General features: G+C 37.5%; 14 protein-coding genes. All 14 read right to left on the reverse strand.

Annotated elements, in window-relative coordinates:
• Positions 1-271: 271 nt before the first annotated feature.
• Positions 272-1768, reverse strand: coding sequence for a BglG family transcription antiterminator (locus ACIROD_RS09125; RefSeq protein ID WP_402939794.1), 1497 nt, complete (start codon positions 1766-1768; stop codon positions 272-274).
• Positions 1769-2520: 752 nt separating this feature from the next.
• Complete coding sequence (locus tag ACIROD_RS09130; protein ID WP_101223345.1) at positions 2521-2721, reverse strand: hypothetical protein; 201 nt, start codon at positions 2719-2721, stop codon at positions 2521-2523.
• Positions 2722-2805: 84 nt separating this feature from the next.
• Entirely contained in the window at positions 2806-2979 is a 174-nt protein-coding gene (locus ACIROD_RS09135; protein WP_402939797.1) for a hypothetical protein, read from the reverse strand.
• Between the two features lie 113 nt (positions 2980-3092).
• Positions 3093-4253: a DegT/DnrJ/EryC1/StrS family aminotransferase gene (locus ACIROD_RS09140; protein WP_402939800.1), complete on the reverse strand. Its 1161-nt coding sequence runs from the start codon at positions 4251-4253 to the stop codon at positions 3093-3095.
• A 17-nt stretch (positions 4254-4270) separates the two neighbouring features.
• A complete protein-coding gene (locus ACIROD_RS09145) occupies positions 4271-4891 on the reverse strand; it encodes an acetyltransferase (RefSeq protein WP_402939803.1) in 621 nt (206 codons plus the stop codon).
• Positions 4892-4973: 82 nt separating this feature from the next.
• Positions 4974-5558 (reverse strand): sugar transferase, encoded by a 585-nt coding sequence (locus ACIROD_RS09150; protein ID WP_311735970.1) that lies wholly within the window; start codon positions 5556-5558, stop codon positions 4974-4976.
• A gap of 247 nt (positions 5559-5805) precedes the next feature.
• Entirely contained in the window at positions 5806-7617 is a 1812-nt protein-coding gene (locus tag ACIROD_RS09155) for a polysaccharide biosynthesis protein (protein WP_402939806.1), read from the reverse strand.
• Positions 7618-7643: 26 nt separating this feature from the next.
• Positions 7644-8375 (reverse strand): tyrosine-protein phosphatase, encoded by a 732-nt coding sequence (locus ACIROD_RS09160; RefSeq protein ID WP_402939809.1) that lies wholly within the window; start codon positions 8373-8375, stop codon positions 7644-7646.
• A gap of 61 nt (positions 8376-8436) precedes the next feature.
• Positions 8437-9144: a CpsD/CapB family tyrosine-protein kinase gene (locus tag ACIROD_RS09165; protein WP_483878373.1), complete on the reverse strand. Its 708-nt coding sequence runs from the start codon at positions 9142-9144 to the stop codon at positions 8437-8439.
• Between the two features lie 26 nt (positions 9145-9170).
• A complete protein-coding gene (locus ACIROD_RS09170) occupies positions 9171-9863 on the reverse strand; it encodes a YveK family protein (protein ID WP_402939815.1) in 693 nt (230 codons plus the stop codon).
• A 58-nt stretch (positions 9864-9921) separates the two neighbouring features.
• Complete coding sequence (locus tag ACIROD_RS09175; RefSeq protein ID WP_402939816.1) at positions 9922-11277, reverse strand: nucleotide sugar dehydrogenase; 1356 nt, start codon at positions 11275-11277, stop codon at positions 9922-9924.
• A 447-nt stretch (positions 11278-11724) separates the two neighbouring features.
• The gene (locus ACIROD_RS09180) at positions 11725-11850 is read right to left on the reverse strand and encodes a hypothetical protein (RefSeq protein WP_402939819.1); all 126 of its coding nucleotides are present in this window, start codon (positions 11848-11850) and stop codon (positions 11725-11727) included.
• Between the two features lie 40 nt (positions 11851-11890).
• A complete protein-coding gene (locus tag ACIROD_RS09185) occupies positions 11891-12418 on the reverse strand; it encodes a hypothetical protein (protein ID WP_101223353.1) in 528 nt (175 codons plus the stop codon).
• Between the two features lie 190 nt (positions 12419-12608).
• A partial coding sequence (locus tag ACIROD_RS09190; protein ID WP_402939823.1) for a toxin Cry1Ac domain D-VI-related protein occupies positions 12609-13967 on the reverse strand: 1359 nt, incomplete at its 5' end.

Here is a 13967-nt window from a genome sequence, read left to right on the forward strand (position 1 = left end):
CTATTTCGTGATTTTAGTTTCGAATAAAGAGAATGGTCTGTGGTATAAATTGAGAAGGAATGTATGGCGTTCTCGCTTCGGTAATTTCGTGGATCCCTTACCTTAAGTAAATTATCAACCTTAAACTCTGTCAGATAAGTAAATTCCACCTTCTCCTTTTGGAGAAAAAAGAAATGACCTAGGCTTAGAAGAGGTAAAATTATTTGCTGCATATTACTGTTCGTTATCAGTGGGGTAAAGTACAAAGTGAATAAATGCCTTAAGACTGATCTCAATCAATGTCTTCTTCAAATGGATATAAAATATTTGGATTTAAACCATACCGATCAATGAAATTCTTTCGAGTGAACATCTTAATTTCTTTTAATTCAGAGGGAGTTGGAAATGAAGAAACTTTATATACAGGAATGTGTTCAATATTAATTAACTGCCCTAAATCTGTGGTTATTAAGATATCAAACCCATTTTTTCTGAAAAGTGAGTCTATATCGGAAAAATCCATAACATAAATATTTAGCTTGTTTCCGAAATGATGTTTCAATACCTCACGAATATAATCTTTCTCTACATATGATCGGCAAATTAATGCAGTCTCTATAACCATTTGGTTTTGTTTTCTTAAAATTGAAGCTTGGACCAACATGAATATCTCTAATACTTCTATATTTTCAAAAGAAATAGCAAATTCATCCGATATGTATTTTGCTATTTCTTCAATGATCACAAATAACTCATTATTCTCAAAATAAGGAACGAATTGCAAAATATTATTTATTCTCGTATCCGTTTTTAACTGTAAGTCAAACGATATCCCACGAAGAGTTTGCGCAAATTCGTACATGAAAATATCATCCTGAGAAACATCCAGCCCAATTTTCTTTGATAGATTACTTAAAAATTGACCTAAAGGCTTACCGCTATCCGAATTAAATTTGGAACGAATGTACCGAAGTTCTTGGGTACGATTTAAAGACATTTCTTCGCTCATAAAATATAAAGAAAAAAATAAAATTTCAGAAATCTGTTTCTCCCTATTTGGACATTTCACCATGAATTTAAATAGTTTCTTTGATATTTCGAATGCTGTGGATGTTTCATTTTCATCTATAACCACTTTTGGGAATGTCACAAAACAATTATGGGTTATTCGAATGTTGGAGATATGAAGGATTATCGCTAGTCTTTGTATGGCACCCATGTGTAAAGAAGTTGAATGTTCCTTCAATAGCTCCAATAAAGTGTCTTGAAACTCCTTAAGATTAAAGGAAGTAATAAAATCATTTAAATTGCCGGACATATACTCTACATACTGCATGATGAATCTTCTAATCTTTATTTCATCCCCAACAATTTTAAACGGACTATTTGATAAATGAACTTCGGCATTTTTTAATACTTCTTCTATTTTTTCTAACTGTCGGTACACTGAGGAGCGACTAATATGCACTTTTTGAGTAATATATTTTATCGTTACTCCATTGTTAAAAAGAATTAATTCTAAGGTTTGAAAATAGGTGTTTTCACTTTTAAGATGAAACCAAAGCTCTTCCAAGGTGCCGTTTTTAGGTTTCATTAACCTTACGCCCTGCACTTCATTCTTATCAATTTTCCATTCAGGTGGAAGATTTGAACTCATATGCAATATATCCCGCCATAATGTGCTTTTCGAATAACCTGTTTTTTTTGATAGCTCCGTTAAACTACACCAGTTATCCTCATAAAATAAATGATACAGCAGTTTTGAATAGCGGTCAGTAAATCGATTCATACAATCACCTTTAACTTTTGATTTTCATATCTTTTCTTACTAAAACTATTAATATATAAGTTGAGTATTAATACCTAATATTAAAAATTCCCTCACTCTTTTTTTAAAAAATAACAGAAAATATACACTACTTACTACCCAAATTTACCATAATTTTATTCCTGCGTCGTTTCATAAGTGGTATGTGAAAATCAATAATTGAAACTTATCTTTGATGTAACAAGCATGACCCGTCGAATACTATCAACAAGCTATGTATAGTTGTAAGGTTTAAAATGTAAATGCAGTTAGTAATATAACCCAAATTAACAATGAAGCATTTCATTTTAGAAACAATTTCTTTTGCTTTATCAATCGTTAAGCAATAATGGTTTTCTTTACAGCATTCATTTGTTCCGGACAAAAAAAAACACCTCATTCTTTTATAGAGGATTTAAGGGAATATACCTTAAAAGAATGCAGTGCTTACTATTTAAATGAGCAACGCCTCAAAAGCAGTGCTCCCATGTAAAAAGTCAGTAAAGAGGTTTATGAAAATGAAAAGTTAAATTCATAGAAGGCATCCATATTGAGGAAGAAAAAATTGTTCATAGGTTTAATACCTACCCCAACAAGGTTCAATAGAATATTGAAGATACATCATCTTTATAAGTTGATTGCATAAGTCAAGAAAAAGACAGTGTTGAATTGCTCGACAGACTGACCAAACGCCAGGGTGGTGTGTCATCTGCATTCTATTCAACAACCGCTCCTCAACAATTTTCATAAGGGGACACCTTTTGTAGATTCTCTACATAAGCCGGGTTAGTCTTTATCAAATGTGATATATGCGCTAATTCGAATTTCTCATGCTTAGCATCAAAGGAAAGAAGCTCGGCTTTTAAATCATTTCTATAGATGTAAATAATTTTATATTCCCTTGATTTATAAATAACTTTATCACCAATCTTCATAAGCACCCTCATTTCTAATGTGGATTTAAAAAGGCTCCCAAAAAATGAAATCATTTTTAAAACGTAAGGATGATATGGGGATTTTCATCCAGGATCTTTCTTTTTTAAAATGATGGTATGCAGTTCTATCGCTTTTATATTTTCAACCAGTCTTTTTCTTATAAGCTCAATCTCTCTGAAATTCAAACCATTTCGGTTATTGGATAAACATACTAAATTGTCGATATCTTGATAAATCTGTTTAAATGTAATTCTCATATTTTGGTTTGCCTCCTTTTCATTGTAAGAAAACGGGCTTTGGTATATCTGCTAAATGTGACTGCATGCAACAGTTCCTTTAATGAATTAACTCGTATCACACGACTAAAGAATCATTGGGCTAATTTGGACGGTTCAAGTACTTCCTTTACAATTTCCACGACCCGCTCTTGTTCTTCAAATGTCATACCCGAACCGGACGGCAAACATAAACCTTGTTCAAATAACATACTTGAAATGCTTTTATCGCCGCTTTCTGTAAAAAATGCTGCATTTTTAAAGACAGGCTGTAAATGTAATGGTTTCCACACTGGTCTGGACTCAATATTTTCTGCTTCTAACGCATTAATCACGTCACTGGATCGTACTCCATTGATTCTGTCGTCTATTGTTAATGCGGTAAGCCAGCGATTCCCCATCGTATCTTTTAATTCAGGCATGAAGGTAATGCCAGGAATGTTCCCTAAAGATTTTTTATAACGATCAAAAATTTCTCTCCGAACTTTAACACGGTCATCCAATACTTCTAATTGGGCACGGCCGATTCCAGCTAGAACATTGCTTAAACGATAGTTATATCCAATCGAGCTATGCTGATAATGAAGCGCTGCATCACGTGCTTGTGTAGATAGGAAGAGAGCCTTATGTAAGTATTCCTCGTTATTTGAAACCAGCATGCCCCCTCCAGAAGTTGTTATGATTTTATTTCCATTAAACGAATAAATCCCTATATCACCAAACGCTCCTGTTTGCTTCCCCTTGTAAGATCCACCAAGGGATTCGGCCGCATCCTCTATTAAAGCAACCTTATATTTCCCGCAAATGCTCTTGATCTCATCTACCTTTGCACTTTGTCCAAATAGGTGGACCAAAATTACAGCTTTTGGAATTCTCCGATTTTTCCTCGCATATTCCAAAGCCAGTTCCAATGCCTTAGGTGACATATTCCATGTATCAGATTCAGAATCTATAAAAACAGGCTTCGCACCTTGATAGATGATAGGATTTGCACTGGCTATAAAAGTTAATGAAGAACAGAATACAGTATCACCAGTGGTGACTCCCAATACTTGCAATGCCAAATGAATGGCCGCAGTTCCTGAACTTACTGCCAACGCTCCCTTAGTGCCCGCATATTTGGCAAATTCGTCTTCCAAAGCTTTTACGTTCGGTCCTAGTGGCGCTATCCAATTTGTCTCGAACGCTTGTCTAATGTACATTTGTTCATTCCCACTCATATGAGGAGGCGAAAGATACAATCTTTTATTCTCCATCCCACACACACTCCTTATTATATTATCCTAGCTGGGGACCCCACAGCGGTAGATGCATCAGAAATGTCTTTAATAACGGTTGACCCGGCACCAACCGTATACCATTCCCCTATCGTTATGCTTGGTATGACCGTAGATCCAGCTCCTATCAAGCTACCAGTTCCTACCTTGACAGCTCCTGTCAGGGTAGCACTTGGTGCTATATGGATATAGTCATCAAGATGGGTATCATGCTCAATGACTGAAGACGTATTAACAATGACGTGATTCCCCACTTTAGCGCCAGCGTTCAAGACGACATTAGGCATAATGACCGTTCCTTTACCTATCGAAACATTTTTACCCACTATAGCAGTTGGATGAATGACTGTCTCATAATCCATTACATCTAAATTCAGTTCGTTTACGATTTTTAATCTTAAATCGTTCCTGCCTATCGCAATAATTACCTTATATTCAAAATGAATAAATAAGCTTCTATAGCTTAAGATGGGGCCAAAATATACATTTCCTTTTCTTTTCAGCACTTCGTATTGATCATCTAAAATAGCCATGAGCCGATATTCACCCATTGCTTCAACAATATCTTGAACAACTTTTGAGTGCCCGCCCGCACCGATTATTACGATTTTCTTCAATTCAAATCACTTCTCACATCATCAAATTTGGGGTTTCCGTTTCCTCGAGATGGTAAACCTTAAATCAATATCATTCATCCCATTATCCAACAAATTTTTGGGTTGTGACATGTCCTTCCTGGGTAATGGCTTCTTGTTTACATACCTTAATCAAGGTAAGGTATAAGATCTTCATATCCAGTAAAAAGGATTGATTTTCAACGTACCAGACATCAAGCTCAAACTTTTTCTCCCACGAGATTGCATTTCGCCCATTCACTTGGGCCCACCCCGTCATTCCAGGCCGGACATCATGCCTCCTTGCTTGTTCGGAAGTATATAATGGGAGATATTCCATTAATAATGGCCGTGGGCCTACAAAACTCACATCGCCTTTCATGACATTAAATAATTGAGGTAATTCATCTAAACTTAATTTTCTAAGCAATTTCCCAAAATCAGTTAATCTCTTCTCATCAGGAATCAAATCCCCTTTTTCATCTTTTTCATCTGTCATCGTTCTGAACTTATACAGATAAAATGGTTTGCCATTAAATCCTGGCCGCTCCTGCTTAAAAATGACAGGCGAACCTAATTTTAAACGGATTAGGATGACGATAAACAGCATAAGAAGTGAACAGGATATAAGCGCCAGACAAGATATCAAAAATTCAAAAGCCCGTTTCATTTTTTCCTCCCAAATCATCATTGTGTATCGTTATCAAGTAACGAGGGAATTCTTCAGATAGCTATACAGAATTCTAGTGATTAATTGAAAATTTCTTCGCATCTATTATTCTTACTTCTCTTTAACATTTTTTAAAAGGTGAATATATTGCCCAATTTCCTTCATTGAAAAACGCAAATCATCAAAATTGTGACACTTGCTTTACTTTTTCTGTTAATTGCTAACATCACCCGGATTTGAGGCATTTTCACGGTATGGGAATTTTGTTATTCTTCCTGTAATTCGCCAAATTCAGCATTCTATCTTTTAACGTTTCTTCGCTCATGTCTTCATATGTTGTGATAATCTCTTTTATCGCTTTCCAATTTACTTCTCTTGGTTTTCCAATATGGATTTGCGGGTAAATCTGATTCAAGTAAACTTCGTCTTCCCCAAGCAATTCTTCGTATAATTTTTCACCTGGCCGGATTCCAGTATAAGTTATTCCAATTTCTTCAACGCTGTAACCTGACAGTTGGATAAGCTTTTTAGCGAAATCGACAATTTTGACCGGTTCGCCCATATCAAGTACGAATACCTCTCCTCCTTTGGCCAGGACCCCTGCCTGGATGACTAATCTTGAAGCTTCCGGAATTGTCATGAAATAGCGAATCATATCCGGATGAGTGACTGTCAAAGGTCCCCCCTTTTTTATTTGTTTTTTAAAGAGTGGGATGACGCTGCCATTGCTGCCAAGGACATTTCCAAATCGGACCGTTACAAATTTAGTATGACTAGACAAACTCTTATACCAGATCATCATCTCGGCCAAACATTTAGAGGCACCCATTATACTTGTCGGATTTACGGCTTTATCTGACGAAACCATGACAAAAATATTAACCATGCCAGCCTCTGATGCCTCGGCAACATTCATCGTGCCTATCATGTTATTTTTCACCGCTTCTTTAGGGTTGGACTCCATAAGCGGTACATGTTTATGGGCGGCTGCATGGTAGACGATATTAGGCCGATGATGGTCGATTACCTGAAACATCCTCCGGCGGTCCTGAATGTCTGCAATTTCGGTCACGATCTCAATTGTATCTGCATAAGCCTCTCGCAATTCCAACTCGATCGCATAAATGCTGTTTTCACCATGCCCGAGCAATACAATTTTAGCTGGATTATACTTCATGATCTGACGACAGATTTCCGATCCAATTGAACCGCCGGCACCGGTTACTAAAATAGCGCTATCAACAATCTTTTCTAAAATCCCTTTATCATCAAGTTGAACGGGTAAGCGACCCAATAAGTCTTCCATCTGGATATCCTGCAATTGATTAATTGGAACCTTGCCTTGAACAATCGCTTCCAGGCTAGGGACAATTTGAGTCTTTTTGTAAGTTTTGGTGCATTCCGAAAATATGGAATTTATTTCTTCTCTTTTCAAAGAAGGAATCGCAATCACGATATGTTCGATCTTGTATTGTTCAACCACTTGAGAAATATCTTTTGTTGCTGCTACAACTGGTATATTGAAGATTTCTAAACTAAGCTTCGCTTTATCATCATCAACGAATGCAACCGGGACTAAGTCTATATTGCTGGATTTTAACAACCGACTCGTTATCATCGTCCCTGCAGACCCCGCTCCAACGATCAACGTTCTTTTTTTATTGGGTGATTGCTTAATGTATCGTTCAAAATAGATCCTCCATGCCAAACGTGAGCACCCAATCATGGCAATATATAGAATACAAGTAATGAAAAGCTCTCTAATATATAGAAAATGGGTAAAGTATAGCTGAAAGGCGGCAGTAATCGTAATAGAAAAGGCCGTTACTTTGAATATATTGAAAATTTCCTTGATACTGGCGTATTCCCAAGCCTTTTTATAGAGTTTTAAATATGCAGTAAAGAAATAATGACACATAAGCAAAATAAGTGTAATTGTCATTATAAATGCCGATATTTCATTATACGGATGTAATAACCAATAACTTAAAAATACAGCCGTCACAACAATCACAGCGTCCAGTAAGACTAATGTGAAAAGCCGGTTATAATATGTCAAATCTACTTCTCCCCATATTAATATTTTTAGTCAAACAAGAGTTCTTTAACTTTCATCCCGTACAAAACATTCTCGGCATTTTCATTAAAGGCATCGACTATTTCTTGACCGAAATTCTTCTCAATCAACTTATGTGCTTCCCTGAGTTGAAAACCTCTGTTTCCAACATTATGAGCATCTGATGCAATAAAATGAGTAAGACCTGATTGAACTAAATATTTGGAAAACCTTTTTGTTCTCCAGCCGAATTTGCCCGTGATGCTCCCTGCAGTTATTTGTGAATAAGCACCCTTCCAAATCATTTCTTTTAGAAGTTGCGGATTTTTTATTATTTCCAAATTCCGCTCTGGATGAGCAATGATCGGTGTCATCCTTTTCATTTGCAGATCATAAATTAATCGTTCCGTATACACTGGCACATGGTTTGAAGGCAGTTCGAGAAGGATGTACTGCGAACCATTCAAGCCCATGATTTCATTATTGTCATAATCATCCGAAAGCTCATCGGATATCCTTATTTCCTGCCCAGGCCATACTTTTAGCGGGATATCCAGGTCATCTAGCACTAGGTTTAATTTTGCTGTTTCATTCACGACTATTTCCTTATCATTTTCATATATCCCCTTATTATAATGAGGGGTTGCTATGATGTTGGAAATTCCTTGTTCTACAGCTTTTCTCGCCATTTCTATACTTTCATGGATATCTCCAGCACCATCATCCATCTTCGGTAAAATATGGCTATGAATATCAATCATCGTTATCCCTCTTTTTCCAAACCACGAATGCTAAACTTATACAACTTCCAAACTACTTATTTTATTTACCATAGTAGTAGTATTCGTCAGGATATTTTTGTTTTTTCTTATTTAGGATTGCACCCAAAAGCTTTGCATTTGCATTCTCAAGTAATTCCTTCGCTTTTTGTGCTTGCTGTATTTCAGTGCTTCCGCTGCTCACCACCAAAACCACGCCGTCTGTCATACTCGCTAATACTTGAGCATCTGTGACTGCATTAACAGGCGGTGTGTCCAGAATTACTAAATCATAATTTAGCTTTGCTTCATCCAACACTGTCACCATTCCGTTAGACCCAAGCAACTCCGATGGGTTTGGGGGGATTGGCCCACTTGTCAGCACATCTAAATTAGGGTAAAAGGAAGGTTGTACAGCATCGAGTAATTTATTTTGCTTTGATATGATATTCGTTAACCCCAAGTAGTTCTCCATATTAAAGTTAGTATGAACACTAGGCTTTCTCAAATCTGCATCTATGATGAGAACGCGCCTCCCTTGCTGTGCAAAAACTGCTGCGACATTGATTGAAGTCGTCGATTTTCCTTCACCTGCATTTGCAGAGGTGAAAATCATCGTCTTTATGTCTTTTTCCACAGCGGAAAATTGAAGGTTCGTTCGAATTGTCCTATATTGCTCCACAACAGGAGACTTCGACTTCAACATGGAAATACTGCTTCTTTTTTTAATCTCCGTCTTTTTATGCCGTTTATCGCGTGTCAAGCTTTTCACCTCTTGAGGTTGTAATTACAGATTTATCATTTCCGTTTTTTTTTATTTTCCATTAAATTCACGATGCCTAGCATCGGAATCTTTAAATGTTCTTCAATATCAGACTCAACTTTGATTGTTTTGTCGAAAAATTCGATCATTAATGCAAGAAATAAACTTATGATTAACCCTGCAAAACATGCAACGATCGTATTCATGATCGGGTTCGGTTTTATAGGTGAGGAATTATCTCCTATAGTTGCTTTGGATAAGACGTTGACATTGTCCACATTCATAAGCGTTTTTATTTCATCTTGGAATATGTCCGTAATTGCACTGGCGACACTAACGGTAATTTTAGGGTCAGCCCCCTCAACTTTAATGGTGAAAATTTGTGAATTCCCATTACTTACAATTTTGATTTGTTCCGATAATGCTGTATTTGATATATCAAGATTCAGTCGTTCTTTGACTTTCTCTAACATCATCGGACTTTTTATGATTTCGCTGTACGTTTCAATCAATTGAATATTGGTTTGAATCTCACCTACATTGTAAAGTTCTGACTTTTCTTTAGATTGATTGACTAAGATTTGTGTAGAAGCTTGGTAAACAGGTGAAAGAATGAAAAAGCTAACGATTCCCGTCATTGCCGTTAATAAGGTTGTGATGATAATAATGAGCACGATGCGTTTTTTCACCATTTGAAAAAGATCTTTTATATTGAGTGTCTCCGCCATTCAATCAACTCCAATCCATCTTTAAACCTTTTCGTTTGTCACTTTTTTTGTTCTCGGCCTATAATTTTATGACCTTATCAGAAAGCAATCCATTTTCCTCCATCACATTTTTGGAATCGAATATTAATGAAGCATGATCATGGACACTTTTCCAGTCAAAACAATTGTGTGGTGTTCCGATGACAACTAAATCGGCTTTTTGAAGAATGGCAGCATCGTATTTTTCCACCTGTAGAACCTGTTCATTGATTCGGATTCCTTTTGCATAGGGTTCGATTACGGTTAGATTCCGGACCTTGTTTTGTAATCGTTCAAGTAAGCGGACGACCGGGCTTTCCCTTAAATCACCAATATCACTTTTGTAAGTTGCACCTAAAACCACAATATGTGAGTGTTTCATGAGCTTGTCATTGGCTGCAAGCAATTCAAGTATGCGGTTATATGAATAGTGAACCATTCCGTCATTGATATCCCCTGCCAGTTCAATCATTTTTGTCCGATGACCATGTTCTTTTGCCTTATAGAGCAAGTAGTATGGATCTACCGGAATGCAATGTCCCCCGACACCAATGCCTGGGGTGAATTTCATGAACCCGTATGGTTTTGAAGAAGCCGCATTGATCGTTTCCCATATATCAATTTCCAACTCATTGCATAGTACCGTCATTTCATTGACCAAAGCCATGTTAATCCATCGAAAAGTGTTCTCAAAGATTTTGCTTAATTCTGCAACACGAACCCCCTTAACACGATGAGCTGTCGAACCGATGAACTTGCACGCTAGGTCTGTACAGGTTTCCGTCATCCCCCCAATAACTTTTGGCGTGTTGCTTAAATTAAAACTTTTATTTCCTGGATCTATTCTTTCCGGGGAATAAGCTACAAAAAGGTTCTCACCTATCACATATCCCCTATCTGTCAATGGTGTACAGATATACTCCTCTGTCGTTCCTGGGTATGTTGTACTTTCCAAAATAACCATTGTACCTTCATTCGCATGTTCAGCGACAATGTTCCCTACATCCCTCACATACGAGATATCAGGTTCCTTCAACTTATTAACTGGGGTCGGGACACAAATCAAAAGGACATTCATGTCTCCTAGCTGCTTCATATCCGTCGTCGCTGTAAACCGCTTTTGGTTTATCAAATCTCTAAGCCCGTCATTATCTACATCATTGATATAGTTGATTCCGCTATTTAAGCTTTCCACTTTTGTCTCAGAGACATCGAATCCTGTCACCGTATAACCTTTAGATGCATAATGGCAAGCAGTCGGGAGACCAACATAACCCAATCCAATCACTCCGACTTTAGCGGTCTTGTTCTTTAATTCTCTTTGCAGAGCATATTTGTGCGAGTATTGGGCAGTATTTTTTTGTTGCTGCCTTTCTTGCGTTGTCGCTGTTATCATGATTCAACTCCTCCATTTCCTTATCAGAACATAACGAACATTTAAATTATTAGGCCACAATGAAAATTCACTACAAAAAACCAGCAAATTCCTAACGCTATCTTTCTTAATCAGCAAAGTTGACCAGATATATCATTTTTTATGATTGAAATACATACCTAGAGTTCCGCCTTGAAAAGTCGCCTTGTAAGTTTCCCGTTAATTTTTATCGTCAGCATTAATAAATTATCATAATTATTTTTGTTGCAAGTTCCAGATTTCGAATGAAGCGTTCTGTTTTTGATTCATCTACCCTATTTAACCAGAATCACCTGTTTTTTTGACGTGAGGTACAAGTGCATGGTTAGGGTAAAACTAAATCTGTTTTTAGCCAAAACACCTATATTCATAATTAATTTTTGATTCTGAACTTAATCCCACGCATTTCACATTTATAATGGACGTCCCTCAAAATAAATTAGCAATCAGCTGATAAAAACGAACATAGTCTTTTTCTATCCATACTCCATTCTTCATATCGTTCAGGAAATACAAATCCCCCGATTGATGACCTTTAACCAGGGGGCCATTCATCGGGGGAACTCCAATGTTCAGTCAAAATGTAAATAACATACTACTTTTCAGATTCGTCCTCTGTCATGTCCTTCACTTTGTTAATAGTCCATTCCTGCTTATCTTTCGTTTCAGTATTTTCATACTGCACCTTGTAAGGTCCCTTTCCTTCAATCACATAGTACCCATTACCTTTTACACTTTTTCCAGGAGCCAGTTTCGTGCCTAGATTATCTCCTGGATAGATACGTAGTTTTTTATCCTCTTGATTCCATACCGACATTTCAAAAACGTCTACAAATTTTTCTTCTGCCGTTTTATTAGTTGCCTTCAGCTGTAACTGTAAAACTTTTTTTCCTTTTTGATCTGGATGCTCGAGCTGCAATGCTTCTTCAATCCCAATACTTACGCCAGATACGGTCTTCTCTTGTCCTGTTTCTTTTTTATCCGTTTCGTCCTTAGTAGAAGTATTCGTTTGCTTTTGCATTTCTTTCTGGACTTCCTTTTCTCCTGACATGCAGCCTGTCAAAAATATACTTAATGTAAATATACAGATTCCAATACTTCTGAACCTTCTCTTCAATATCATGATTCCACTCCTTTTAAAAAATATAAACCCTTCTTAAAGAGAGATTCTTCAGTACCTTTTATCTCATTTAAAAATTGGACTTCTTTCCTTGTAACGAAAAAATACTCAAACACTTTAAGAAGCGTTTTCAAACATGTAAGAAGGACCCACTTCCAATAGGAGAGGCCTTCTTACATCATTATCGAATTGATTATTTCACTACTGTTTTTGCTATTTCTCCCCCAACTACTAGAGGTCCATTGTCAACTTCAATGACATCTCCTGCTTGCAATCTTCGAGTAACCCCATTTTCATCCACAATAAACCGGCTGTAAATTTGGTAACTTCCATCTGGATTAATGAATCCTGCCCCAGTCTGAGTTAGAGACACTGTTCTCTGCGCTATTCCATTCACTAGCAAACGGAGACTCTTAGTTCCCTCCGATGCCTTGCCCGTAACATGATCGGCATTAGGAGCTACAGGATTCACCTGCAGTTTCTCCGCTTCCTTGATTACCGTAGTATGAGCCTGTAGGTTCGATGGAGTCCGAACACCGTAGTCAACCGTTACGATATCGCCTACTTGTAGGGTTTTATTATTTCCATTCTCATCTACTCCTACATACTTACTGTATATACTGAATGTTCCATCTTCATTGACAGGTGCCGTACGCAGTGCTTCGCCATTTACCAATAAGCGAACGATAGTTGCCCCTTCAGGAGCAGTTCCAGTTATAACCTCTGCAATTGGGTACACAGGATTGATCTTTACAGGTTCACTTGGCATAAACTGTACTACCCTGACAGATGAACTCTCGCTGACATTCCCAGCCGCGTCGGTAAGGGTAACAGTAATAACCGTATGGACTGGTTGATTTGGAATCGCAACCTTGAATTTCCCTTCTGGACCTACAACTCCGGTATATTTCTTGGAATTAATGGTGACGGTCACATTTGCTTCAGGTTCACCGCTTCCTGTTACCTCTTTACTGTTTGTTGTAACCTCATTCAATTTCGGTGCATCTGGAGCCGTTATATCTTTATCCAATAAATCTTGCGCTTTGTTCAATAAGTCTTGCAGACGGTCTTTTTCTGCACCTTCCGGAAGTTTATTGACCGCTTTTTTGGCTTCGTCAATCGCCTCTTGATCCGTCGTGTCTTCCAATGTATCGAACTTATCGTCCGTGAACAGATCTTCCACTTTGTTCTTCGCATCGGTTAGATCTTTTTCTGCTTGTTCTTTTTTGTTCAATAAATCTTGCGCTTGGTTCAATAAGTCTTGAAGACGGTCCTTTTCTGCACCTTCAGGAAGCTTATTGACCGCTTTTTGGGCTTCGTCAATCGCCCCTTGATCTGTCGTTCCTTCCAATGTATCGAACTTATCGTCCGTGAACAGATCTTCCACTTTGTTCTTCGCATCGGTTAGGTCTTTTTCTGCTTGTTCTTTTTTGTTCAATAAATCTTGCGCTTGATTCAATAAGTCTTGCAGACGGTCTTTTTCTGCACCTTCCGGAAGTTTATTGACCGCTTTTTGGGCTTCGTCAATCGCCCCTTGATCCGTCGTGCCTTC

The organism is Peribacillus sp. NPDC101481, assembly GCF_044767165.1.
GTDB lineage: Bacteria > Bacillota > Bacilli > Bacillales > DSM-1321 > Peribacillus.

What these genes read in the sequence shown, in the direction of transcription:
- ACIROD_RS09125 (WP_402939794.1), bottom strand. Translation starts at nt 1,768, where the DNA reads ATGAATCGATTTACTGACCGCTATTCAAAACTGCTGTATCATTTATTT.
- ACIROD_RS09130 (WP_101223345.1), bottom strand. Translation starts at nt 2,721, where the DNA reads ATGAAGATTGGTGATAAAGTTATTTATAAATCAAGGGAATATAAAATT.
- ACIROD_RS09135 (WP_402939797.1), bottom strand. Translation starts at nt 2,979, where the DNA reads ATGAGAATTACATTTAAACAGATTTATCAAGATATCGACAATTTAGTA.
- ACIROD_RS09140 (WP_402939800.1), bottom strand. Translation starts at nt 4,253, where the DNA reads ATGGAGAATAAAAGATTGTATCTTTCGCCTCCTCATATGAGTGGGAAT.
- ACIROD_RS09150 (WP_311735970.1), bottom strand. Translation starts at nt 5,558, where the DNA reads ATGAAACGGGCTTTTGAATTTTTGATATCTTGTCTGGCGCTTATATCC.
- ACIROD_RS09160 (WP_402939809.1), bottom strand. Translation starts at nt 8,375, where the DNA reads ATGATTGATATTCATAGCCATATTTTACCGAAGATGGATGATGGTGCT.
- ACIROD_RS09170 (WP_402939815.1), bottom strand. Translation starts at nt 9,863, where the DNA reads ATGGCGGAGACACTCAATATAAAAGATCTTTTTCAAATGGTGAAAAAA.
- ACIROD_RS09175 (WP_402939816.1), bottom strand. Translation starts at nt 11,277, where the DNA reads ATGATAACAGCGACAACGCAAGAAAGGCAGCAACAAAAAAATACTGCC.
- ACIROD_RS09180 (WP_402939819.1), bottom strand. Translation starts at nt 11,850, where the DNA reads ATGAATGGCCCCCTGGTTAAAGGTCATCAATCGGGGGATTTGTATTTC.
- ACIROD_RS09185 (WP_101223353.1), bottom strand. Translation starts at nt 12,418, where the DNA reads ATGATATTGAAGAGAAGGTTCAGAAGTATTGGAATCTGTATATTTACA.